Source organism: Shouchella lonarensis (assembly GCF_900096965.1).
In the GTDB taxonomy this organism is placed as follows: Bacteria; Bacillota; Bacilli; order Bacillales; family Bacillaceae_D; genus Shouchella; species Shouchella lonarensis.
This window is the reverse complement of the sequence record NZ_FMYM01000004.1, coordinates 152,477-176,578: the sequence shown is the minus strand read 5'-3', so window position 1 is coordinate 176,578 and position 24,102 is coordinate 152,477. Positions and strand designations below refer to the sequence as shown.

Sequence of the window (24,102 nt, the reverse complement as noted above, 5' to 3'; positions counted from 1 at the left end):
ATGACTATTTGGCGCTCTCCGTTTCTGGCAGATGCTCTAGGTAGTGCTGAACGTTTTGCGCAGCGAGAGAGCCATCACCTGTGGCAGTGACAATTTGCCGTAATGTTTTCTCACGAATATCACCAGCAGCATAAATGCCTGGAACGTTCGTTTCCATCTCTGCGTTGGTGACGATGTAGCCTTCATCATTTGTGATGTCCAAATTTTTTACACAATCACTTAATGGCACCATGCCAATGTAGATAAACACACCGTCAGTTTTATGCGTTTCACGTTCCCCGGTTTGTGTGTCTTTTAAAGTTAAGCTGCCGACTTTGCCGTCTTTTTCGTGAATTTCTTCGGCAACTTTGTTCCACATAAAGGAGATTTTTTCGTTTTGAAAGGCTCTATCTTGTAAAATCTTTTGTGCCCGCAGTTCATCGCGTCGATGGACGATTGTCACTTTAGAAGCAAAACGAGTCAAGTAAACGGCTTCTTCTACGGCAGAGTCACCGCCGCCAATGACGAATAGCTCCTTATCTTTAAAGAAAGCACCGTCACACACCGCACAATAAGACACGCCACGCCCGCTCAATTCTTGCTCGCCGGGAATGCCTAATTTTTTATATTGGGCACCTGTAGTTACAATGACGGCACGCGTGGTGTATGTTTTGTTCCCAGCAATGATGCGTTTTGTATTGCCATCATCAATGATTTCTTTAATATCACCATAAGCATACTCGGCGCCAAACTTCTTGGCGTGTTCAAACATTTTATTTGACAATTCCGGCCCTAAAATGTGATCGAATCCTGGATAGTTTTCAACATCTTCCGTGTTGGCCATTTGTCCACCAGGAATACCACGCTCAATCATTAATGTGCGTAAGTTTGCACGAGATGTATAGACGGCTGCTGTCATGCCGGCTGGACCAGCACCAGCGATAATGACGTCATAGATTGTCTCTTCCATGTTTCACACTCCTAAATTATGTCTTTCGTGTATATCATTATCGTAGCGGATCTGTAATCGTGATGTCCAATGTTCTGCTCACAAGCGCGCGACTAGAAAGGAGAGAAGGTAATTTGTTGACTTTGCTGCTGCTTGATGGCATTTAGTTGTGCGCTAGACATATGACAACCGCGTTCAGCTGCTTTTTTTAATAGTGATGTTGCACGTGCACGGTCACCCGTATGATAAGCAGCTACACCGTAGCAACGCAGCAATTGTACATGGTCTTCGCCGTGAGTAAAAGCGAGTAACGGTCGTTTCATTACTTCTCTATATTGTCCTAATGTGCACAGCACTTCAACTAGTCGGATCGCATGATCAATATCCATTGGAAGGATCGTTGGAAGGAGCTGTTTGTATTGGGCGACCTTTGTAGCATGCCCAAGTTTGTCATGGAATAATGCTAAATTACAATGTGTTAGTAGGTTATTAGGATGTGCTTTTAAGATGGTTTCACATAGTGAAAAAGCACGTGCATATTCTCCTTTTCGAAAAACCACTTCCGCAAGGTGGTTTTGTGCAGCCCAGTAAGCTGGATACGTATTTGTAATGTCTTCTAAAATCCTCATTGCGTGGTCGAGCTTAGATGTTTCCATATATTCGAGCGCTTGGGCATGCAAGTCAAGTAGATGTTCGTCTTCCTCTTGATATGAAGAAGTAAAAAGTAAGTCATTGTCGCATACGTCAATTAAGCGTTGCGCTTCTTCGGCACATTCTCCTTCTGGCTCAAGTTGTAAGTAACGCTCTGCATGGTGTTTTGCTTGGGAGAAGTAGCCTAAATAGGCAGCATTGCTAGCAATGAGGAAGTGGCAAATTTCTTGTTGTTCTTCCCCTTGGTAAAGGACATTTTGTAAAATCTCATTTGCTCGTTCGTATTCACCTAATTCTGTGAGCACAATAGCGAGTTGGACTTGGAAAGCCGGCTCGTTATCACTACGTTTGATGGCTCGCTCGAACTGTTTTACCGCTTGATGCAAGTGTTTTTTCTTAAATGCCGTCAAGCCTTTATGGAAAAAGTAGTCTCCGCTTCGGTGGAAGGGTACAACAATATTAGATGTTTGTTTTGAATGATATCTGTCGCTCATGTACGCGATGCCTCCAAATGCGTTTCATTATGTCTAGTATACACGAATATAGACTTGCTGACAGCCGGTGTTTTCAAATATAGGGGTAGAAGAAAGCTTGGAAAGTGTTCAAATGGCGTGCGCACAATCATTGTGTTGCAGTGTACTTATATTGTATACTGTACTATTAAGAACGTGAGGTGATTTTGTGCAAAGAATCACAAATTGTCTGTTGAGAGACCGTGAGCAATGTTTATTGCTGCAAAAACCAAGCCGTGGTTGGTGGGTTGCGCCAGGCGGAAAAATGGAATCTGGAGAATCAATTAAGGAAGCTGTTGTGCGTGAGTTTTGCGAGGAGACGGGATTGATGCTCGTTAAGCCTATGCTGCGAGCGATTACAACGACTGTGATGATGGATCATGATGAAGTTGTGAGCGAATGGATGATGTTTACGTTTCTTGCAACGCAATATAAAGGAAAGATGATACAACAATCGCCGGAAGGGAATTTGGAGTGGGTGAGTGCGGACAAATGCGGACATTTATCAATGGCAAACGGGGATCAATATTTGTTTGCACATTTGTTAAAGGGCGAAGGGCTCATGTATGGGACTTTTTATTATACACGTGATTATGAACTGATCGATTTTCGGCTTGATCCAAAGCCTATGATGGAAGAGGGAGAAGCAAATGAGTCACGCTGATGTTGATATTGTAATCATTACAGGCATGTCTGGTGCGGGTAAAACCGTTGCTGTGCAGAGCTTTGAAGACTTAGGGTTTTATTGTGTTGACAATTTACCGCCAGCATTGCTTGGTAAGTTTGTTGAACTTATTGAGGTAGGGGCAGATAGAGTAACGAAAATTGCGCTTGTCATGGATTTGCGTGGACAATCATTTTTTGATGAATTATTTCAAGCGTTGGATGAATTAAGTGCATCCGCACCAGCGTGGTTACGGATGCAAATTTTATTTCTTGATGCCAAGGATGCTGCGCTTGTTCAACGATATAAAGAGACACGCCGTACTCATCCACTAGCAATGGATGGTTTATTGTTAGAAGGTATTCAAAAGGAACGTCAATTGCTGGAAGAAATGAAAGGGCGGGCGCAACAAATTGTTGATACAACGGATTTAAAACCGCGCGCGTTACGTGAAAAGATTCAAAAAAGATTCGGTACAAAAGAACGTCCTGTCTTTACTGTGCATTTTCTATCATTTGGGTTTAAGTATGGGATTCCAATTGATGCCGATTTAGTATTTGATGTGCGCTTTTTGCCTAATCCTCACTATATTGCTGAATTGCAACCGAAAACAGGATTGGAGCAAGAAGTGTCTTCCTATGTATTGAAATGGCAAGATACACAGCAATTTGTTCACAAGTTGACTGATTTATTTTCATTCATGCTTCCTCATTACAAAAGAGAAGGAAAAAGTCAAGTTGTCATTGCCATTGGCTGTACAGGGGGACAACACCGCTCCGTCACATTAGCGGAACACTTTGGCGCATATTTTGAAGAAGCGTGGCGTACTTATGTTAGTCATCGTGATATTTCAAAACGAAAGGCCCAGCTATCTTGATGAGAAAAAGAGTCGTTGTCATTGGCGGCGGTACCGGATTATCTGTGATTTTACGAGGATTAAAGACATTTCCGATCGACATTACGGCAATTGTGACGGTTGCTGATGATGGCGGGAGTTCGGGAATTTTACGTAAAGAATTAAACATTCCACCACCAGGTGATGTACGAAATGTACTTGTTGCACTTGCTGAAGTAGAGCCATTGGTGGAGGAATTATTCCAGCACCGCTTTTCCAGTGGCAGTGGATTGAGTGGTCATTCACTTGGCAACTTGTTGTTGGCAGCAATGACATCGATTACAGGTGATTTTCAACAAGGGATTGCAGAAATAAGTAGAGTGTTAAATGTGCGCGGGCGTGTGTTGCCTGCAGCGAATGAAAGTGTAGAATTGCATGCAGAAATGACAGACGGCACGGTGGTTTCCGGAGAGTCAAAAATTCCGCTTGCACGTAAACGAATTGCTCGGACGTTTTTGACCCCCCCACATGTGAAGGCATCTTCAGAAGCACTTTCTGCCCTTTCGAGAGCAGATCTCATTGTGCTTGGACCCGGATCGCTTTATACGAGTGTATTACCTAATCTACTTGTACCCGGTATTAGTGAGACGGTACGCGCATCAGCGGCGAAAAAGGTGTATATTTGTAATGTCATGACACAACCGGGTGAGACGGATCAATATACAGCCTCCGAGCATGTCCAGGCGCTTGTTGATCATTGCGGAGATGGACTAATTTCGCACGTGTTGGTAAATGATGAGAATTTGTCGCCAACGGTATTGGCCCGTTACGAAGCTGAAGAGGCTACACCGGTTATCCATGATGACGAAGCACTGAAAATGCTTGGCATGTCTATTTTATGTGACCGGTTTGTATTGGAAAGAGAGAATAAGATTCGTCATGATGCCATGCGTGTATCAGAGGCGTTGTTGCGCCTACTTAATGCGTCCAATCAAGTGTAATTGTTAGGGGTGGTTATCGCATGTCTTTTGCTGCGAAAGTAAAAAAAGAATTGACTCAGTTAGAAATGACATCGTGCTGTGCTCGTTCAGAGCTATCTGCCTTAATTCGTATGAATGGCGCTTTATCAGTAGGCGGACAGGTGCTAGGACTGGATGTAACGACTGAGAACGCAGCCATTGCTCGTCGGATGTATACGTTAATCAAACGGTTATTTCCATCCATCCATATTGAGCTGCTTGTGCGTAAAAAGATGCGATTGAAAAAAAACAATGTCTATTTAGTCCGGATGCGTGAAGGTGCAAAGAAGTTGCTCGAGGAGCTATACATTCTAGGTGACTCGTTTCAATTTATTCGAGCAATTTCGCCCGAGATCGTTCGCGACACATGTTGCGCACGTGCATATTTACGTGGTGCATTTCTTGCGGGAGGCTCTATCAATCATCCAGAAACGTCTTCTTACCATTTAGAAATTTTTTCTTTTTATGAGGAGCATAGTGTGTCTCTGTGTCAACAAATGAATACGTTTGATCTTTCTGCGAAAACGCTAGAACGAAAAAAAGGCTTTATCACTTACATTAAAGAAAGTGAGAAGATTACTGAGTTTTTGAATGTCATTGGTGCACATCAAGCATTGCTTTACTTTGAAGATGTGCGGATTATGAAGGATATGCGTAACTCCGTGAACCGGCTCGTCAATTGTGAGACGGCCAATTTAAATAAAACCGTCGGCGCAGCGTTACGACAAGTGGAAAATATTCGTTATATTGAACGGATGTTGGGCTTAGAAAATTTGGATCCAAAGTTACAAGAAATCGCGTCTTTGCGTGTGAAGCATCAAGACGTGACCTTAAAAGAGTTGGGAGAAATGGTGCAAGGAACGAAGGTGAGCAAGTCTGGTGTGAATCATCGCTTGCGAAAATTAGACGAGCTCGCAGAAAAACTAAGAAACGGCATCTATGAAGAGAAACATCGGGGGTGATCATGATGATTGAGAAAAAGGTAACAATTGGTCTTAAAACCGGTTTACAAGCGCGGCCAGCAGCCGTGTTCGTGCAACAAGCGAATCGTTTTGTGGCAGACATATCTCTAGTAAAAGGAACGACAACCGTCGATGCAAAAAGCATCATGGGATTGATGAGTTTGGCGCTTCACCAAGGGACAACAGTGACATTGGCAGCAACGGGTACAGACGCAGAGGAAGCTGTAGCTACGCTTTCTGAATACGTGGAGGGCGGAGAGGTTTGAAGAAAAGTGTATGCATGGAAATCGCGCCTGAAGATTACCGAGTGATCTCCAGGCGCTGTTTTTGTGAAGATGACTCATGTCGTGAGTGCTTTTTTAATAGGTAGTGAAAGTTGATGTGTAAGGCGAGGGATATAATGATATAAAAAGAAAAAAAGATTAGCCCTGATTGGATATTTTGATAAATAAAGTGATTCAGTAGTAGAGAAATAGTAGCAGCACCAAATGAGGCTGGAATGAAAATACGTTTTAGTAGCCGTAGTGAGGCGACGTCTAACGGTTTCTTGGTCGTGTTTAGTAAAACGACACCGATAAGTGCTCCGAGGATCCATATGAAGGAGACGGAAATGTCAAATGTACCAGTAATGAGCGTAAATAGCAACGACCCAAAACCACTAATAATAAGGTAGACATAAAAATTTGGCCAGTTTGCTTGAGTGAGGACTTGATGTTCTTGATACTGGCTCTGCCATTCCGCTGCAATATTGTTTGGTTTCGGGAATTGATATTGTAGTAAGGTGATGGTTGCTTCGGGTGTTCTATTTTCTAATGATTGTCGCGCAAATGCTTGCATCTCTTTTGTAAGGGCAATTCGTTTTTGTTCAGTATAATGAGACGGTAGCGAGGTTGTAGCTTGTGTAACTTCGTCAATGAAGTTGTAAATATAGTCAGAAACAGCCGTATCCATTAGTGACGACTCCTTTCTCGTGTTATAATGTCATGGATATGTAGAAGGGGAAAAACCTCCCCGCAATTTCGATAGCGACAGGGAGGTTTTTCAGTTACTTCGTTGAAGAGATCACGTCGTCAATCAAGCCGTACGTTTTTGCTTGCTCTGCGGTCATGAAGTTATCGCGGTCTGTATCTTTAGCGATCGTCCGATAAGTTTGACCTGTACGTTCTGCCATAATTTCATTTAACTTCTTGCGCATATCTAAAATGCGTTTGGCATGAATTTCCATATCGGCTGCTTGCCCTTGCATGCCACCAAGTGGTTGGTGAATCATTACTTCACTGTTCGGGAGCGCGAGCCGCTTTCCGTTTGCCCCGGCTGTAAGTAAAAATGCACCCATTGACGCAGCCATGCCGATACAAATCGTCGATACGTCTGGCTTGATGAACTGCATCGTGTCATAAATGGCCATGCCAGCTGAAATGGATCCACCTGGAGAGTTAATGTAAAGCGAGATGTCTTTTTCAGGATCTTCTGCTTGTAAAAAGAGAAGTTGCGCAACAATAGAGTTGGCGACATTGTCGTCAATCGCGCTCCCGAGCATAATAATCCGGTCTTTTAATAGACGAGAGTAAATGTCGTATGCACGCTCGCCACGGTTCGTTTGTTCAATTACTGTTGGAATTAAATTCATGTGAGATCCTCCTTGTATGCACTGCGGACAGAAGAAGCCGAAATGCAGTTTGTATGTAGTATGATAACGCAAAGGTCAAGAAAGGTCAAATGATTTGTCTTGCGTATTTTGTTATTGTTGTATTCGAGGTTTAAGGGGGAGGATCCTGCTTTTTGTTTTTTATGGAGCAAAGTGGCCTTACTACATTTTCTTTTCCTATTATTTTTCCTCCCCACATGTACACTTTTGTGCTATGATACGGGTAGGAGGGGTGGCATATGGAGCTCGGTCTTTTTCAACAACAAAAGATGAGTTTAGTGATGACGCAGTCGCTGAAGCAAGCAATTCATTTATTGCAATATAGTGCGACTGATGTGATGGCTTATCTAGAAGAACAGGCGCTGGAAAATCCGTTGTTGGAAGTAGTGCCCCTAAAAGAAACGAAACGAGATGATTACATCGGGCAAGTGACCGTTTCGAGTGACCAAAAACATTCGGCGCTAGAAAACACTGCCCGTTCTTATACAACATTATATGAAGCATTGCGTTTTCAAGTTTTAGACCTCATCGGTGTAACAAAAGAAGAAAAAAAACACCTGCATTATTTGATTGATTGTCTTCAAGAAGATGGTTATTTCAGGGATGATTTAGCAGATATTTGTGAGAAGCGTGGTTTAACTTTAGTGGACGGTGAGCATCTGCTTGCGCTCATTCAATCGCTAGAACCAGCTGGTGTTGGTGCGCGCTCACTTGGCGAGTGTTTGGCGTTACAATTGGTTCGTATACCTGATTGCGATCCGTTGGCGCCTGAAATTGTACGCATCCATTTGGAGTGCTTGGCAGAGCGGAAGTGGCGCCAGTTGGCACAACAGTTATCTGTTGATATCGACCGCATTCAAACAATCTATGATTGTGTGAAAACACTTCATCCGAAACCGGGCGCATGTTTTGCGACAGAGCCAACTGTGTATACTGTGCCAGATGTGTATATTATGAAAGAAGAGAATGAATTGCTCGTCGCCATGAATCAGACAGTGCTCCCTACTGTTCGTATCCAAGAAGAATATCGGCGATTGTTATTTGCAAACGGGGAAACGAAAGCGTATGCAAAAGAAAAAGCGCAACATATTGAGTGGTTGAAAAAAAGTCTGACGTATCGCACGCAAACAATTGAGCGAGTCGTAGAAATGATTGCGCGTCATCAACGTCATTACTTATTACATCCACAAGGTCAATTGCGTCCGTTAACGTTAGCTAATGTCGCCGAAGCGCTTGATCTTCATGAATCTACTGTGAGTCGTGCCACAGCAAATAAAGTGGTACAAACACCGCGAGGGACATTTTGGTTGAAGCATTTCTTTACATCTAACATTAATAAAACGAGCGGTATGGTGACACAACAATCAGTAAAACAATGGTTACGAGAGACGATCGCAAAAGAGGATCGTTATCAACCTCTGTCTGACCAAAGTCTCACGGAGTTGTTACAAGAAGAAAGAGGGATGACGTTATCCCGTCGGGTCGTTGCAAAGTATCGAACGGAGTTAGGGATTCTCTCGTCAGCGAAACGGAGACGCTATGCGGAAAGGCTGGTACAATGAAGCTGCAATTTTTTACAAAAGAAGAGTGTCTGTTATGTGATGAAGGGCTGGTGCCTGTCAAAATATTGGCTGAGCGTTACGCTCTTGAATTGGAAGTCATTGATATTTATGAGCAGGAAATATATTTGGAAGCTTATCAATTGAAGATACCTGTTGTGGTTTTAGATGGGCAAGAACTTGGATTTGGGCGACTGTCGATGCCGGAGTTAGAAGAGCGGATGAAACCGATGTTGTAATCCGCACGAAGAGAACCGAAAGTCACTTGATCAGGGCGCGCTACGTAGGATGAAAATGATGACAATTAACGTGGGACATTGCTTGACTTTGTGGTCGTATCATTTGTATAATGAAAATAAATTATGCATAAACTAAAAAGACCGCAGGTGAGATCAAGACACCGGCGGCCTTCGTAGGTAGCGACTCGTCAGAGGATCGCCCTGTATCGGTTACAACAATCCCACCGAGTCGAGCGGGTAACTCTAGCGGTGGGATTTGTCATTCTTCTTGAACTTCACGACTTCAAAAACGAACTTCGCAACTTTGAGCATAACCTCAATCCACGATTTCACTTCATCTATCATGACGCAACACCTCCCTCCACAGGGAAGTGTCGACCCACCGTATTACAAGTCTGCGTTCCTACTAAGTTGATCATAACGCATTTCTCATTGAATCATCAAACAATAGCGTACGTTTTGCTTATATGTTTGATAACTGTTTTGTCATTGAAATGTGAGGGATGCCAGCATCCATAAATATGTCATTAGAGATGACTTGATAGCCGAGTTTTTGATAAAACCCTTCCGCATGTGTTTGTGCGTCTAATTTCACTTGAGACAATTCCTTCTCTCTGGCAATGTCTTCTAAAGCTTCGATGATGACTTTCCCAGCGCCTAACTGTCGATAAGGGGCACGCACACAGATTCTTTCCAACTTGCCTATATTGTTAACAATGCGCATTCTTCCAGTGCCAATGGCTTGATTGTTTTCATAAACCAATACGTGTTCACATTGGTCATTCAATGTGTCAAACGCATCAATTTCTTCCTCTGGAGGGACTCCTTGTTCGTTGATGAATACTTCTTTCCTCATACTAAGTGCAATTTGTAAATCCGATTCTTGGGTGACTTTTTTTGTTTCCATGGGCTTCCTTCCTTTCGAATAAGGTGGAGGTTACTATCATAATGGTTTTTGAATGCATCGTCAAATAGGTGCTTTTTTTCTTTGTTTGTGCGCGATTCAGCGTAAAACTGTTAGGAATGTCGGTAGATTGTCACACTTATGCGGCTGCTAAAAATCTTGTCGAATATCTTCTCATCTGGTACAATGAATAGTGAAAGGAATTTTTTTGCTCCAATTGGGACATAATATGTCATATAGGGACTTGGTTTGTCCCTGTTGGCTTGCAGGTTATCATCCCGTTTGTTTGTATCATTTATCTAAAGGAGCGATGCGATGCGTACACTTGTGCAATTACAATCACACTTGGTGCCAGATTTATTAGAGACAATGGTAAAGCGATACCGATTGCTGCAGTATATTCGGTTGAAGCAACCTATTGGGAGAAGGAATTTGGCAAGCGAGCTGCAATCGTCTGAGCGGATCATCCGGGGAGAAGTGACATTGTTAAAAGATCAAGGGCTGATTACCTTTGCGAAGGCTGGTATGAGTGTCACTGATGTCGGGGAGACTGTATTTTTACAGTTAGAAGAAATGATGGTTGAGTTACTCGGGTTACGAAAACTTGGCGATGACTTGGCACAGACGCTTGGTGTATCACGCGTGATTGTTGTTGCTGGCGATAGTGACACAGAAGACTGGGTAAAGCATTCTTTCGGAAAAGCGTGTGTAAATGAGTTGAAGTCGATCGTCAAAGCTGGAGACGTTTTAGCGGTAATGGGTGGGACAACCTTAGCCGCTGTTGCTCGTATGATGTCAAGAGATGATGTTTTCGCTGGGACGACGTTTGTGCCCGCACGCGGAGGACTTGGCGAGAAAGTAGAGATTCAAGCAAGCACGATTAGTGCCGAATGTGCGAGGCGAACAGGAGCAGCGTACCGACTGTTGCATGTGCCAGAGCACTTAAGTGCAGAAGCGCATGAGTCACTTGTATTAGAACCGTCAGTAAGGGATATTCTACAACTGATTACATCTGCAGCGGTTGTGATGCACGGCATTGGTGATGCAACCCATATGGCGCAGCGCCGCGGATCACTCGATATATTTACGAATGAACTGAGTCGGAAGCAAGCCATTGCAGAGGCATTCGGATATTTCTTTAATGCTGAAGGGCAAATTGTTCATAAGCAACGCACGATTGGTTTGCAATTGGATGAACTCCAGGGGAAGCATGTCATTTCCATTGCTGGAGGACAGTCAAAGGCAGCGGCAATTTTAGCGTATATGAAGCATCGGCCAAGTGATGTGCTCATTACGGATGAAGCAGCTGCAAAAGCGATCTTAGATCGAGTAAAGGAATAACAACAGTGGAAGTATAGTAACGAGGCAATATCATTTACGATTCTTTAGGAGGCAATAAACATGGCAACGAAAATTGGAATTAATGGTTTTGGAAGAATTGGACGAAATGTTTTCCGGGCAGCATTACAAAATGATCAAGTAGAGATTGTGGCGATCAACGATTTAACCGATGCAAATATGCTTGCACATTTACTTAAATATGACACCGTTCATGGTGTGCTTGATATTGAGATTGAAGCAAAAGACAACATGTTGATTGTCGATGGACAAGAAGTTCATGTCTCTGCCGAGCGTGACCCAGCAAACATTGGTTGGAGCAAACATGGTGTAGAAGTGGTTGTAGAATCAACGGGCTTCTTCACAAAACGTGCTGATGCAGCAAAACATTTAGAAGCAGGCGCAAAGAAAGTCATTATCTCTGCACCAGCAACAGATGAAGACATTACAGTGGTCATGGGTGTGAACGAAGACAAATACGATGCAAGCACACATGAAGTCATTTCGAACGCTTCTTGTACTACAAACTGTCTAGCCCCATTTGCGAAAGTACTAAACGACCAGTTTGGCATTCGCCGCGGGATGATGACGACAGTTCATTCTTATACAAATGACCAGCAAATTTTAGACTTGCCGCATAAGGATTACCGTCGTGCGCGGGCTGCAGCAGAGAACATCATTCCAACATCTACAGGTGCTGCCAAAGCGGTTGCGCTCGTTTTACCAGAGTTAAAAGGGAAATTGAATGGTGGCGCAATGCGTGTACCGACACCAAACGTGTCTTTAGTTGACCTTGTAGTGGAATTGGACAAAGATGTAACTGCTGAAGAAGTGAACGGTGCCTTGAAACAAGCAGCTGAGGGAGATCTAAAAGGGATTCTCGCGTACTCAGAAGCACCACTCGTCTCAAAAGACTACAACGGTAACCCGCACTCATCAACGGTTGACGGATTGTCCACGATGGTCATGGAAGGTAATATGGTGAAAGTGATCTCTTGGTATGACAATGAATCAGGGTACTCACATCGTGTGGTTGACCTTGTTGAATATATCGCAAACAAAGGTCTTTAAGTTATAATAAGTGTAGGTGGAGGGGCACGATCGTTTCCCTCCTTTACACTTGAGGAGGCTTACCTGATGAAGAAAAAAACGCTTCATGATTATGATTTTAAAGGCAAAGTTGTGTTTGTGCGTGTCGATTTTAATGTGCCAATGAAAGACGGTGTCATTACAGATGAGACGCGTATTCGTGCGGCGTTGCCAACGATTGAGTATTTAAGGACAGCTGGTGCCAGGGTTTTGCTTGCAAGTCATTTAGGGCGGCCGAAAGGCGAAGTTGTAGAGGAATTAAGGTTGTCACCTGTTGCCAAGCGTCTCAGCGAGCTACTACAAAAAGACGTGACAGCAATTCCTGAAGCGTATGGTCCCGTAGCGAAAAAAGCAGCAGATTCCCTACGTGATGGCGATATTGCGTTATTAGAAAATGTGCGCTTCTATCCAGGGGAAGAGAAAAATGACCGTGAGCTCGCACGATCGTTTGCCAATTTAGCTGATATTTACGTAAATGACGCATTCGGCGCAGCACACCGGGCGCATGCATCAACGGAAGGGATTGCCCATCTATTACCGTCGGCTGCCGGCTTTTTAATGGAAAAAGAACTAGCCGTACTCGGTAAAGCGTTGGAGCACCCGGAGCGTCCATTTACGGCTGTCATTGGCGGCGCAAAAGTGAAAGACAAAATTGGTGTCATTGACCACTTGCTTGATAAAGTTGACCATTTATTAATTGGTGGTGGCTTGGCATATACATTTGTCAAAGCCCAAGGGCATGAAATTGGAAAGTCCTTGCTAGAAGAAGACAAAATTGATTTGGCAAACAGTTTCATGGCGAAAGCGAAGGAAAAAGGTGTGAAACTTCACCTGCCAGAAGATGCGATTGTTGCCGATAAATTCGGTGAAGATGCAAATACGAAAGAAGTTGCGATTGATGCAATCCCGTCCGACTGGGAAGCACTCGATATTGGTCCGAAGACACGTGATACTTATGCAAGCGTGTTACAAGCTTCGAAGCTTGTCGTTTGGAATGGGCCAATGGGTGTATTCGAATTAAAAGCTTTTTCAGGTGGCACAAAAGCGATTGCCGAAGCACTTGCGGCGGCACCAGACACCTATTCAATTATTGGTGGCGGCGATTCTGCGGCAGCGGTAGAAAAGTTTGGTCTTGCCGATCAAATGAGTCACATTTCTACAGGTGGTGGCGCAAGTCTAGAGTTTATGGAAGGAAAAGCTTTGCCAGGTGTGGAGGCATTAGCAGATAAGTAGAGGTGAAAAGCGTGCGGAAGCCAATTATTGCAGGAAACTGGAAGATGAATAAAACGTTATCAGAAGCTATGACGTTTGTGGAGACAGTACAGCATCAAATTCCATCAAGCGCGGATGTCGATGCAGTCATTTGTGCACCAGCGTTATTTTTAGAGCGTCTTGTTGCAGCGACAACGAGTACGGAACTAGCAATTGGCGCGCAAACGATGCATTTTGCAGAAAGTGGTGCGTTCACTGGCGAAATTAGCCCACGTGCTTTGCAAGATCTTGATGTGCGTTACGTGATCATCGGACACTCGGAACGACGGGAGATGTTTGCAGAAACGGATGAGACGGTCAATAAAAAAGTCCATGCTGCTTTTCAGTACAACTTAACACCGATCATGTGTTGCGGAGAAACCGATGAGGAACGTGAAGCGGGCAAGACAATGGATATCATCACGTCCCAAGTGGAAAAAGGTTTAGCTGGGTTAACTGAGGCGCAAGTGAGCGAAATGGTGATCGCATATGAGCCGATTTGGGCGATTGGAACAGGCAAATCATCAACGGCGCAAGATGCGAATGAGGCGTGTAGCCACGTACGTCGCGTTGTTGCTAAGCAATGCTCACAAGCAGCTGCTGAAGCTGTCCGCATCCAGTATGGCGGCAGTGTCAAGCCAGCAAATATTGCTGATTACATGGCGCAAACAGACATTGATGGTGCACTTGTTGGTGGTGCGAGCTTAGAACCTGATTCGTTTGTGGCGTTATTGGGAGCTGCAAAATGAAGAAGCCTGTTGCATTAATCATTCTTGATGGTTTTGGTGTGCGCGACGAGACAAAAGGAAATGCTGTTGCGCAAGCGAATAAGCCAAACTTTGACCGTTACTGGTCTTCGTATCCACATGCAACATTAAAAGCAGACGGGGAAGCGGTCGGCTTACCAGCAGGACAAATGGGGAATTCTGAAGTCGGTCATTTAAATATTGGTGCCGGAAGAATTGTGTACCAAAGTTTAACCCGTGTGAACCTATCCATTCGCGAAGGAGATTTTTTTGAGAATGAAACATTTCTCGCCGCGATGAATCATGTGAAAGAAAAAAAGTCTGCCTTGCATATTTACGGTTTGTTGTCTGATGGTGGTATTCATAGTCATATTGATCACATTTATGCGCTCCTTGAACTCGCGCAAAAGCAGCAAGTTGAACGCGTGTATGTCCACGGCTTCCTCGATGGACGTGATGTTGGACCAAAATCAGCACAGCAATTTTTAGAAGGCTTAGAAGCAAAGTTTGCTGAAGTCGGCGTTGGCGAGTTGGCAACCGTTCACGGACGTTATTATGCGATGGACCGTGACAAACGCTGGGAACGTGTCAATAAATCGTATTGTGCGATGGTGTATGGTGATGGTCCAACGTATCGCACGGGCATCGAGGCGATCAATGACAGTTACGAAAATGGCATTACAGATGAGTTTGTCATTCCATCGGTCATCACAAAAGACGACGGTTCTCCCGTTGCGACGGTGCAAGACAATGACGCGGTCATCTTCTGTAACTTCCGTCCTGACAGAGCGATTCAGTTGTCACAAGTATTTACAAACGAAGACTTTCGTGGATTTGATCGGGGAGAAAAATTTCCCCACAATCTTCATTTTGTGTGTTTGACAAAGTTTAGTGAGTCGGTGCAAGGGTTTGTTGCTTTTAAACCGACGAACCTTGATAATACGCTTGGTGAAGTGTTGTCGCAACAAGGGTATAAACAATTGCGGATTGCTGAAACAGAGAAGTATCCACATGTGACGTTTTTCTTTAGTGGCGGTCGCGAAGATCCTTTTCCTGGTGAAGAGCGGATTTTAATTGATTCACCAAAAGTCGCGACATATGATTTGAAGCCAGAGATGAGTGCATATGAAGTGACGGACGCGTTGCTTGCGGATATTCAGGCAGATAAGCATGATGCGATCATTTTAAACTTTGCCAATCCAGATATGGTTGGTCATTCAGGAATGCTAGAACCAACGATTAAAGCGGTTGAAGCTGTAGATGAATGTTTAGGCAAAATTGTCGACCTCATTGTTGAAAAAGGTGGCGTGGCGCTCATTACAGCCGATCATGGCAATGCCGATGAAGTCGTCACATTAGAAGGGAAGCCAATGACGGCGCATACGACGAATCGTGTCCCGTTCATTATCACGAAAGCAGGACTTTCCCTACGTGAAGGCGGCATTTTAGCAGATCTGGCGCCAACGATGCTCGACGTATTAGGTGGTCAAAAACCAGCAGAAATGACTGGCAACACATTAATTGAACATGATACCCGAGGAGATGAATAAATGATGTTAATTTCAGATGTGTATGGACGTGAAGTGCTCGATTCCCGTGGCAATCCAACGGTGGAAGTAGAAGTACATCTTGAGTCTGGCGTAATGGGACGCGCACTCGTTCCAAGTGGTGCCTCTACTGGAGAGTATGAAGCGGTTGAATTACGCGACGGCGGTGCTCGTTACATGGGGAAAGGTGTCTTACAAGCGGTTGAAAACGTCAATGAAAAAATTGGTCCAACACTCATTGGTGAAAACGTGCTCGATCAAATTGGTATTGATCGTCTCATGATGGACCTCGATGGGACGGAAAACAAAGGGAATCTCGGTGCCAACGCGATCCTTGGTGTATCGATGGCTGTTGCCCATGCGGCGGCGAACGCGCTAGACTTGCCACTATACGTCTATCTCGGTGGCTTCAACGCGAAGCAACTACCAGTCCCGATGATGAACATCATTAATGGCGGCGAACATGCCGATAATAATGTTGACATCCAAGAATTTATGGTCATGCCTGTCGGCGCGGAAAACTTCCAAGAAGCACTGCGTATGGGTGCAGAAATTTTTCATAACCTAAAAGCGGTATTGAAATCAAAAGGCTACAATACGGCTGTTGGTGACGAGGGTGGTTTTGCCCCGAACTTGTCTTCGAATGAAGAAGCGTTGTCAACGATTATCGAAGCAATTGAAAAAGCCGGGTACAAGCCTGGCGCAGAAGTGCAATTGGCGATGGATGTTGCTGCTTCAGAGATTTACAACAAAGAAGACGGCAAATACCATTTGGCAGGCGAAGGAAAAGTGCTGACGTCAGAAGAAATGGTTGATTTCTATGCATCACTCGTGGAGAAATACCCGATCATTTCAATTGAAGATGGCTTAGATGAAAATGACTGGGCTGGTCATAAGTTGTTAACAGAGCGTCTTGGTGACAAGATTCAACTTGTTGGTGATGATTTGTTTGTCACGAATACGAAGAAGCTTGCAGAAGGAATCGAAAAAGGCATCAGCAACTCGATCCTCATCAAAGTGAACCAAATTGGGACACTCACTGAAACATTTGATGCAATTGAAATGGCGAAGCGCGCCGGCTACACAGCAGTGATCTCGCATCGTTCGGGTGAAACTGAAGATGCGACAATTGCCGATATCGCGGTTGCGACAAACGCAGGGCAAATTAAAACCGGTGCACCGTCACGGACGGACCGTGTTGCAAAATACAACCAACTGTTGCGCATTGAAGATGAATTAGCGGATTTAGCGGAGTACAAAGGACTACAGACGTTTTATAACTTGCGAAAGTAGGCTTGAGCTGAAGCAATCCCTCACCGTTTAGGCGGTGGGGGATTTCTCATGATATAATAAAAGAAAAAACAAGCGAGGGATGTCGGATGGCTAAACATCATATTTATACGATGAGCTTTGCAAAAGTCTATTCTTGTTATATTGCAAAAGTGGAGAAAAAAGGACGGACAAAAGCAGAAGTTGATGAGATCATTTGTTGGCTGACAGGATACGATGAAGAAGCGTTAGCGGCAATTTTGGAGCAGGAAACAGACTTTGAGACGTTCTTTGCCGAAGCACCGCAACTGAATCCTGCGCGTACACTCGTTAAAGGCGTGGTTTGTGGTGTCCGAGTAGAAGACATTGAAGAGCCAACGATGAGGGAAATTCGTTATTTGGATAAGCTGATCGATGAGTTGGCAAAGGGCAAAGCGATGGAGAAGATTTTGCGGGGATGATGTTGGTGTAAGGTAGTTTATGTGTTTTATAGATATAGAGGGTATTTTTAAGGAGAGACACAAAATGCGTGAAATAACACTTTTTCGTGTAGTAAAAACGATTGATGCACCGATTGAATCGGTGTTTCAGTATTTAAATCAAGATCAACATGTTTTACGGTGGCATTCTTTTGTACAAGAAAATCATTATCCAGAGGGAGAAGAGTGTTTAACGAGTGGGTCGCAGTTTGAATCTGTATGGAGAATGGGCAAAAAGATATATACATTTAATGTTGAGCTAGAGTGCTTTGACCCACCTTCCCATGCGATGATGAAGACAACAACAAAAGAGGGCATCAGTATTACCGAGTACTGGCTGTCTCAAGAAGAGTTTGAGGAAGATATGGTTGAGACAACGTTGATTGTAGAATCACGCTTCATTCCAAAAAACAAGTTTCAGATGATAAAAGGCTTGCTGACTGGTTGGTTAGCGAAGTTCCTCTACAACGAACAGTACGAACGTTTTGTTGAGTACGTGCATGAAGAGGAAATGGATGAGATGTTGATTCATTGCGACCTTCCTGATGAAAGGGATATGCAGGCATTAGCGTACCGAAATGAACAAAGAAGCTGGGATGTTTATTTTGACGACTTTGATGAGTTTGCTGATAAGTATCAAATACAAGCGCTTTTGTCTGCAGATTATAAGAAGGATCCAGAAAGAGGGATATTCTTATTTACAGTCGAAACATCAGAAGAAGCAGAAGAGCGATTGGCAACGTGGGTGGAAGATGTCTGGATTCCGTTATCTTGGCGCATAGGCAGGTGGCGGTGAAGGCTGCAGCGAGCACAATGTTGACGCATTGGATGGTTTGATGATAAAGTCAATTTAACGGTAGAGGGGATGTGTCATTATGGGTAGGATGGCAAAGATCATCGTTATTAATAGTATTGCGACGCTCATTGTTCTCGCAGCATTCATCATGTTTAAATCTGTATTATGGATTGCTGGGGCGTTTTTCGTAGCATTTTTATGGCAAGACTTAATGAGACAATACTGGCTGGATAAAGGTGACGAAAAGTTAAAATGGATCATGATCAATACAACAACGAGTATCATTATTCTTTCCGCGGCCGTGTCTAAATCAATATTATTAGTGGTTATTGCAGCCATACTAGCTCTTGCTTTTCATCATTTAAGTAAGAAATATTGGATTAACAGTACACAAAAAGTGACTTGAAACCTAAATAGGGAATCAAGTCGCTTTTTGTTTTTAACGTGAAGGAGGAAAAAGGTGCAGTTTGCCTCTCTAATGTTATGAGCAACCACTAAGAAGTTTATAAACACGTTATATTAGGTTGACAAAGTGATTGATGAGCTCTATCATCAATATTGTAAACTATAATTATATATATGTTAACATTTTCTTTGTCATGTGAGGAGGGTGCGAAATGCACCAAAACACATATTTTAACATTCGCATGCGCGCAGCCCAAGGGGGCGCTCATGAACTGGGAGGAAAACACATATCTGGTGGTGAGCAACTCACAACGTATGATCAGATTCAACAGGCGGTCAATGCGTTAGTGGAAAAAGGGTTATCTCATTCGCGAGGAAATCCCGATTTTATGCAATTGCAGATTGAGATGGTAAATAGACCTGTCCAGCAAACGCCCCCACTGCCGCTCACAACATACGACGTCGTTAGCGTTGAAGCTGGCCAAGCGTTCGCACGGGCTCGCCTACACCACATCGGCATCAAAAAAGAAGTGATCGAGCAAGCTTATGAGCAAGCAATGGCACAACCGTCGATGAGAGGCGCATTGATCGTTGATGCGCGCACGGGGAAACGGTTGGATCTAGAGAAAGAACGAGGTGTACGTGTCTCAAAAATGGATTGGCGTGAAGCCAACTTCTCCAAGTGGGCGGATGCGCATGACGTTCCGCACAATCCGCGGATCAAAGAAGCCCTTACGCTCGCCGCAAAAGTAAGCCATCATCCAGCGACGATCGCGGAATGGTGTTGGTCTGATGATCCGGATTATGTAACTGGTTATGTGGCAAGTAAAGATTCTGGTTACGAGCGGATTACGAAATTAAAAGAATACGGCAATGAACAAGGGTGTCGGATTTTTTTCATTGATGGTACGTACCATGTGGACGACTATATGGATTATTTAAAAGAACAGCCGATACTCATTCAGTGGGAGGCAGACGATGACAAACGATTTGATTGAAAAAAGCAAAAAGCACTTATGGCTGCCATTTACGCAAATGAAAGATTACGATGCAGATCCACTCATTATCGAGAGTGGTGCAGGCATTAAAGTGAAAGATATAGATGGCAAAGAATACTACGATGGTTTTTCCTCTGTCTGGCTCAATGTACACGGGCACCGAAAAAAAGAGTTAGACGAAGCGATTAAGAAACAACTTGAAAAAATCGCTCATTCCACGTTGTTAGGGATGACAAATATTCCGGCAACAGAACTGGCTGAGAAGTTGGTGGAGATTAGCCCAGCTAATTTAACCCGCGTATTTTACTCCGATAGCGGCGCAGAAGCAATGGAAATTGCGCTCAAGATGGCATTTCAATATTGGGCGAATAGCGATCGACCGGAAAAGCAAAAATTTGTGGCGATGAAAAATGGCTATCATGGCGATACGATTGGTGCAGTCAGTGTCGGGTCCATCGGCTTGTTTCATCAAGTGTATGGTCCGTTAATGTTTGAAAGTTATCAAGCGCCGATTCCGTATGTGTATCGTTCAGAAACAGATGATCCAGCAGCGTGTCGTGATCAATGTTTACATAAACTTGAACAACTGTTACAAGAAAAACATCACGAAGTGGCTGCACTGACGATTGAATCACTCGTACAAGGAGCAGCGGGGATGATCGTTATGCCGGAAGGGTTTTTAGCCGGGGTGCGCAATCTGTGTACGAAGTATGATGTGCTCATGATTGTTGATGAGGTCGCAACCGGATTTGGACGGACAGGCAAAATGTTCGCGTGTGAGAACGAACACGTGCAGCCTGATTTAATGGCGGTCGGGAAAGGAATCACGGGTGGTTATTTGCCGATTGCCGCGACATTAACAACGGAAAAGGTTTATGACGCCTTTTATGATGACTATGAAAACTTGAAGACCCTTTTTCATGGGCATTCGTACACAGGCAATCAATTAGGTTGTGCGGTTGCACTTGAGAATTTACGTTTATTTGAGTCGGAGCGCATTGTGGATCACGTGGCCGAGATGTCTACGTATGTGAGCGCGCAATTAAATGAGTTATACGCACTTCCGCATGTGGGCGATGTACGCCAACTTGGGTTCATGTGTGGAATTGAGCTTGTCCAAGATAAAGAGACGAAAACGCCGTTTGCCTTTGAACAGCGCATTGGTTACCGTGTATCATTAAAGATGCGCGAACTCGGGATGCTCACGCGCCCGCTCGGAAACGTGATCGTCTTTATGCCGCCGCTTGTCAGTACGAAAGCAGATGTGCAAGCGATGGTGGCGATTATGAAAGAAGCTATTGAGATTGTCACGAGCGAGGCTTTTCATGTCGGCGTTTAATCATTGGTTACAGCAGCGCTTAACGAAAACAAAAGAAGCGGGGTTGTATCGTGAATGTCGCACGATGCATGGTGCGCCGCGGCCGGAAATGGTGGTGGAGGGGGAGCGGCAGCTTGTCTTTTCATCGAATAATTACCTTGGATTGGCGGGTGACAGTCGATTGGTTGCTGCAGCAGAAAATGCGTTGCAAGCATTTGGTGTTGGTAGTAGCGGCTCGCGGTTAACGACCGGACATACGACGTGGCACAAAAAGTTAGAAGAGACATTGGCGGCGTTTAAGCAAACAGAAGCGGCGTTGCTATTCTCAAGCGGTTATTTAGCAAATATCGGTGTGCTGTCATCATTACCTACGCAACAAGATGTGATTTTTAGTGATCAATTCAACCATGCGAGCATTATTGACGGTTGCCGCCTATCAAAGGCGAAGACAGTTGTGTATCGGCACGTTGATATGGATGATCTTGAGGAGAAATTAGCGCAGGCTACAACATATGAGCGACGTTTTATTGTCACAGACGGTGTTTTTAGCATGGACGGGACGATTGCGCCGCTTGATCAGACCATGCAACTAGCCGAACGGTACGATGCGTTTGTTATTGTCGACGATGCCCACGGGACAGGTGTGTTAGGGGAACATGGACGTGGGACATGTGCGTACTTTCAAGTGAAGCCGCATGTCTTGATTGGCACATTGAGTAAAGCGGTTGGAGCAGAGGGCGGATATGTGGCTGGGAGTCGCGCACTCATTGATTTCTTACGGAACCATGCTCGTTCGTTCATTTTCCAAACATCGCTCCCGCCAGCCATTTGCGCCGCAGCCGACGCCGCACTCGAAATCATTGCACATGATGAGGAGAAGCGGCACCGATTGGCTAAAAACGCCCGTGAGATCAGAACACGATTACAGGAGCTCGGCTACACCGTGTATGGCGATAATACGCCGATTATCCCAGTCATCATTGGAGCAACGGATCAAGCGGTGCGCGTGGCGAAGCAATTACAAGATGTTGGCATTTATGCACCAGCGATTCGTCCGCCGACCGTTCCAGACGGGGAAAGTCGGATTCGTTTAACCGTCACCGCCGACCACTGTGACGCTCATATCGCTCATTTAATAACGACATTTCAAGAGATTGGTACAGAATTGAGGCAACCTTTATGAATGGATTTTTTATCACGGGAACAGATACAGATGTCGGCAAAACAATCATTGCGAGCGGATTAGCAGCTGTATTGAAAGCGCGTGGGATTGATGTCGGGGTGTTCAAACCGTTATTGAGCGGGATTGCAAGGGAACACCCAGAAAGTGATACGAGTTTATTAAAACGAATGTCTGGCACATTACTTTCTCATGAGGAAATTACACCGTTTCAATTTGAGGAACCACTCGCCCCTTATATGGCAGCCGCTCTTCACGGCCAACGAGTCGAGATGGCCGAGGTGTTGGCGCATTGGGCGGATATCAAAGACAAGCACGGCTGCTTTATCGTTGAAGGAGCCGGAGGGCTAGCTGTCCCATTAGGGGACCGTTTTCTCGTTAGTGATTTGATCCGGGCGCTAAAACTCCCCATCATCATTGTTGCCCGTCCGGATCTCGGCACTGTCAATCATACGTTGCTCACGGTTCAGTATGCCAAACAGTTGGGCATACAGGTTGTCGGTGTGATCATCAATGGTATGAGCGCGACGCCTAGTTTAGCAGAACAAACAAATCCAAAATTAATGGAAGAATGGTGTGACGTACCGGTTTTAGGTATTACGCCGAAAATGAATAAAGTGACAGAAGAAAGCCTCAAAGCAATGATCGAGCAATCAATTGATCTCAACTTACTTTTTAACAAACTGGAGGAAATGACATGAAAAAGTGGATGAATCTAGCAGAAAAAGTATTGGCCGAGCAAGCAATCACAAATGAAGAAGCGTTGGAGGTTTTGGACTGTCCGGATGAAGACGTGTTGCTGCTCATGCATGCCGCTTATCAAATTCGTAAGCGCTATTATGGCAACAAAGTGAAGCTCAATATGATTATTAATACGAAGTCGGGCCTCTGCCCAGAAAATTGTGGGTATTGCTCACAATCGTCTGTGTCCACAGCCCCAATCGAGAAATACCGTATGCTCGATAAAGACACGATTGTTGCTGGTGCGAAACGGGCGCATGACTTAAATGTCGGGACGTACTGTATTGTTGCGAGCGGTCGTGGACCAGCGAATTGGGAAGTCGATCACGTTGTTGAAGCGGTAAAGGAAATTAAACAAAATTATGGTTTGAAAGTGTGTGCGTGTCTCGGAATTTTAAAACCGGAACAAGCAGAACGGTTAAAAGAAGCGCAAGTCGATCGTTATAACCATAACCTCAATACTTCGGCCCGGAACCATGACAATATTACGACGTCACATACATATGATGACCGAGTTGGAACAGTAGAGACCGTTAAAGATGCGGGGATGTCCCCTTGTTCTGGCGTCATTGTTGGGATGAGAGAGTCAAGACAAGATGTCGTTGATATGGCGAACAGTTTAAAAGCACTTGATGCCGATTCGATTCCAGTTAACTTTTTGCATGCGATTGACGGGACACCGCTAGAAGGAACGAACGAATTACAACCATTATATTGCTTGAAAGTGTTGGCGTTGTTCCGTTTTATTAATCCGACAAAAGAAATTCGTGTTTCTGGGGGACGTGAAGTGAACCTTCGTTCCTTGCAGCCGCTCGCTCTATATGCGGCGAACTCGATTTTTGTTGGTGATTATTTAACAACGGAAGGACAAGAAGAAACGGCTGACCATGAAATGCTCGCTGATCTAGGTTTTGAAGTTGAGTCGGTGGAGGAAATGAAAGCAAGTTTAGCGCGTGAGCAGGAAGCAGCGCAGTAAGGAGGAAAAGGAGCAGTTGCTCCTTTTTTTACACTCGAAAGGGGGGAG

General features: G+C 44.5%; 26 protein-coding genes. 21 read left to right on the top strand and 5 right to left on the bottom strand.

What is annotated here, in order from left to right; translation table 11 throughout:
* Positions 1 to 4: 4 nt before the first annotated feature.
* Together trxB and BLT29_RS05425 are read right to left on the bottom strand one after the other, a co-directional pair.
* Positions 5 to 949 (bottom strand): thioredoxin-disulfide reductase, encoded by a 945-nt coding sequence (gene trxB / locus BLT29_RS05430; RefSeq protein WP_090775309.1) that lies wholly within the window; start codon positions 947 to 949, stop codon positions 5 to 7.
* Between the two features lie 92 nt (positions 950 to 1,041).
* The gene (locus BLT29_RS05425) at positions 1,042 to 2,073 is read right to left on the bottom strand and encodes a tetratricopeptide repeat protein (protein WP_090775308.1); all 1,032 of its coding nucleotides are present in this window, start codon (positions 2,071 to 2,073) and stop codon (positions 1,042 to 1,044) included.
* A gap of 187 nt (positions 2,074 to 2,260) precedes the next feature.
* On the opposite strand from BLT29_RS05425, the gene BLT29_RS05420 reads away from it, so the two are divergent.
* Genes BLT29_RS05420 through BLT29_RS05400 form a run of 5 tightly spaced genes read left to right on the top strand, consistent with a single transcriptional unit; the run spans position 2,261 to position 5,837 of the window.
* A complete protein-coding gene (locus BLT29_RS05420) occupies positions 2,261 to 2,755 on the top strand; it encodes an NUDIX hydrolase (RefSeq protein ID WP_090775307.1) in 495 nt (164 codons plus the stop codon).
* A complete protein-coding gene (rapZ, locus tag BLT29_RS05415; protein ID WP_090775306.1) occupies positions 2,742 to 3,632 on the top strand; it encodes an RNase adapter RapZ in 891 nt (296 codons plus the stop codon). Before BLT29_RS05420 ends, rapZ begins: the two co-directional genes overlap by 14 nt.
* Positions 3,632 to 4,591, top strand: coding sequence for a gluconeogenesis factor YvcK family protein (locus BLT29_RS05410; RefSeq protein WP_090775383.1), 960 nt, complete (start codon positions 3,632 to 3,634; stop codon positions 4,589 to 4,591). Before rapZ ends, BLT29_RS05410 begins: the two co-directional genes overlap by 1 nt.
* 20 nt (positions 4,592 to 4,611) lie before the next feature.
* Positions 4,612 to 5,571: a DNA-binding protein WhiA gene (gene whiA / locus BLT29_RS05405; protein ID WP_090775305.1), complete on the top strand. Its 960-nt coding sequence runs from the start codon at positions 4,612 to 4,614 to the stop codon at positions 5,569 to 5,571.
* Between the two features lie 5 nt (positions 5,572 to 5,576).
* Positions 5,577 to 5,837 (top strand): HPr family phosphocarrier protein, encoded by a 261-nt coding sequence (locus tag BLT29_RS05400; RefSeq protein ID WP_090775382.1) that lies wholly within the window; start codon positions 5,577 to 5,579, stop codon positions 5,835 to 5,837.
* A 34-nt stretch (positions 5,838 to 5,871) separates the two neighbouring features.
* On the opposite strand, the gene BLT29_RS05395 is transcribed toward BLT29_RS05400, so the two are convergent.
* Positions 5,872 to 6,522 carry a hypothetical protein gene (locus BLT29_RS05395; protein ID WP_090775304.1) on the bottom strand — a complete coding sequence of 217 codons (651 nt, stop codon included), beginning with the start codon at positions 6,520 to 6,522 and terminating at the stop codon, positions 5,872 to 5,874.
* 94 nt (positions 6,523 to 6,616) lie between these two features.
* A complete protein-coding gene (clpP, locus tag BLT29_RS05390; protein ID WP_090775303.1) occupies positions 6,617 to 7,201 on the bottom strand; it encodes an ATP-dependent Clp endopeptidase proteolytic subunit ClpP in 585 nt (194 codons plus the stop codon).
* Positions 7,202 to 7,458: 257 nt separating this feature from the next.
* Here clpP and rpoN point away from each other — a divergent pair, with 257 nt between their 5' ends.
* Both rpoN and BLT29_RS05380 read left to right on the top strand, forming a co-directional pair.
* Positions 7,459 to 8,781, top strand: a complete 1,323-nt coding sequence (gene rpoN / locus BLT29_RS05385; RefSeq protein WP_090775302.1) for an RNA polymerase factor sigma-54 — start codon at positions 7,459 to 7,461, stop codon at positions 8,779 to 8,781.
* Positions 8,778 to 9,017 (top strand): glutaredoxin family protein, encoded by a 240-nt coding sequence (locus tag BLT29_RS05380; protein ID WP_090775301.1) that lies wholly within the window; start codon positions 8,778 to 8,780, stop codon positions 9,015 to 9,017. The genes rpoN and BLT29_RS05380 overlap by 4 nt, the downstream gene beginning before the upstream one ends.
* 463 nt (positions 9,018 to 9,480) lie before the next feature.
* On the opposite strand, the gene BLT29_RS05375 is transcribed toward BLT29_RS05380, so the two are convergent.
* Positions 9,481 to 9,924 carry a GNAT family N-acetyltransferase gene (locus tag BLT29_RS05375; protein WP_090775300.1) on the bottom strand — a complete coding sequence of 148 codons (444 nt, stop codon included), beginning with the start codon at positions 9,922 to 9,924 and terminating at the stop codon, positions 9,481 to 9,483.
* 312 nt (positions 9,925 to 10,236) lie between these two features.
* Here BLT29_RS05375 and BLT29_RS05370 point away from each other — a divergent pair, with 312 nt between their 5' ends.
* The 14 genes from BLT29_RS05370 to bioB all read left to right on the top strand — a co-directional run bounded on the left by BLT29_RS05370 (position 10,237) and on the right by bioB (position 24,054).
* The gene (locus tag BLT29_RS05370) at positions 10,237 to 11,262 is read left to right on the top strand and encodes a sugar-binding transcriptional regulator (RefSeq protein ID WP_090775299.1); all 1,026 of its coding nucleotides are present in this window, start codon (positions 10,237 to 10,239) and stop codon (positions 11,260 to 11,262) included.
* A gap of 60 nt (positions 11,263 to 11,322) precedes the next feature.
* Positions 11,323 to 12,330, top strand: a complete 1,008-nt coding sequence (gap, locus tag BLT29_RS05365) for a type I glyceraldehyde-3-phosphate dehydrogenase (protein ID WP_090775298.1) — start codon at positions 11,323 to 11,325, stop codon at positions 12,328 to 12,330.
* 66 nt (positions 12,331 to 12,396) lie between these two features.
* Complete coding sequence (locus BLT29_RS05360) at positions 12,397 to 13,581, top strand: phosphoglycerate kinase (protein ID WP_090775297.1); 1,185 nt, start codon at positions 12,397 to 12,399, stop codon at positions 13,579 to 13,581.
* An 11-nt stretch (positions 13,582 to 13,592) separates the two neighbouring features.
* Positions 13,593 to 14,348 carry a triose-phosphate isomerase gene (gene tpiA, locus BLT29_RS05355; protein ID WP_090775296.1) on the top strand — a complete coding sequence of 252 codons (756 nt, stop codon included), beginning with the start codon at positions 13,593 to 13,595 and terminating at the stop codon, positions 14,346 to 14,348.
* Complete coding sequence (gpmI, locus tag BLT29_RS05350; protein WP_090775295.1) at positions 14,345 to 15,895, top strand: 2,3-bisphosphoglycerate-independent phosphoglycerate mutase; 1,551 nt, start codon at positions 14,345 to 14,347, stop codon at positions 15,893 to 15,895. The genes tpiA and gpmI overlap by 4 nt, the downstream gene beginning before the upstream one ends.
* On the top strand, positions 15,896 to 17,185 hold the full coding sequence (gene eno, locus BLT29_RS05345) for a phosphopyruvate hydratase (protein WP_090775294.1): 1,290 nt from the start codon (positions 15,896 to 15,898) through the stop codon (positions 17,183 to 17,185).
* A gap of 86 nt (positions 17,186 to 17,271) precedes the next feature.
* Complete coding sequence (locus BLT29_RS05340) at positions 17,272 to 17,622, top strand: DUF2200 domain-containing protein (RefSeq protein WP_090775293.1); 351 nt, start codon at positions 17,272 to 17,274, stop codon at positions 17,620 to 17,622.
* Between the two features lie 64 nt (positions 17,623 to 17,686).
* Positions 17,687 to 18,436 (top strand): SRPBCC family protein, encoded by a 750-nt coding sequence (locus BLT29_RS05335; protein ID WP_090775292.1) that lies wholly within the window; start codon positions 17,687 to 17,689, stop codon positions 18,434 to 18,436.
* Between the two features lie 79 nt (positions 18,437 to 18,515).
* On the top strand, positions 18,516 to 18,842 hold the full coding sequence (locus tag BLT29_RS05330) for a hypothetical protein (protein WP_090775291.1): 327 nt from the start codon (positions 18,516 to 18,518) through the stop codon (positions 18,840 to 18,842).
* 211 nt (positions 18,843 to 19,053) lie between these two features.
* Complete coding sequence (gene bioW, locus BLT29_RS05325) at positions 19,054 to 19,839, top strand: 6-carboxyhexanoate--CoA ligase (RefSeq protein WP_090775290.1); 786 nt, start codon at positions 19,054 to 19,056, stop codon at positions 19,837 to 19,839.
* On the top strand, positions 19,820 to 21,178 hold the full coding sequence (bioA, locus tag BLT29_RS05320) for an adenosylmethionine--8-amino-7-oxononanoate transaminase (protein ID WP_090775289.1): 1,359 nt from the start codon (positions 19,820 to 19,822) through the stop codon (positions 21,176 to 21,178). The genes bioW and bioA overlap by 20 nt, the downstream gene beginning before the upstream one ends.
* Positions 21,165 to 22,340: an 8-amino-7-oxononanoate synthase gene (gene bioF / locus BLT29_RS05315; RefSeq protein ID WP_090775288.1), complete on the top strand. Its 1,176-nt coding sequence runs from the start codon at positions 21,165 to 21,167 to the stop codon at positions 22,338 to 22,340. The genes bioA and bioF overlap by 14 nt, the downstream gene beginning before the upstream one ends.
* The gene (gene bioD, locus BLT29_RS05310) at positions 22,337 to 23,038 is read left to right on the top strand and encodes a dethiobiotin synthase (protein WP_090775287.1); all 702 of its coding nucleotides are present in this window, start codon (positions 22,337 to 22,339) and stop codon (positions 23,036 to 23,038) included. Before bioF ends, bioD begins: the two co-directional genes overlap by 4 nt.
* The gene (gene bioB / locus BLT29_RS05305) at positions 23,035 to 24,054 is read left to right on the top strand and encodes a biotin synthase BioB (RefSeq protein ID WP_090775286.1); all 1,020 of its coding nucleotides are present in this window, start codon (positions 23,035 to 23,037) and stop codon (positions 24,052 to 24,054) included. The genes bioD and bioB overlap by 4 nt, the downstream gene beginning before the upstream one ends.
* The last annotated feature ends 48 nt before the right edge of the window (positions 24,055 to 24,102 follow it).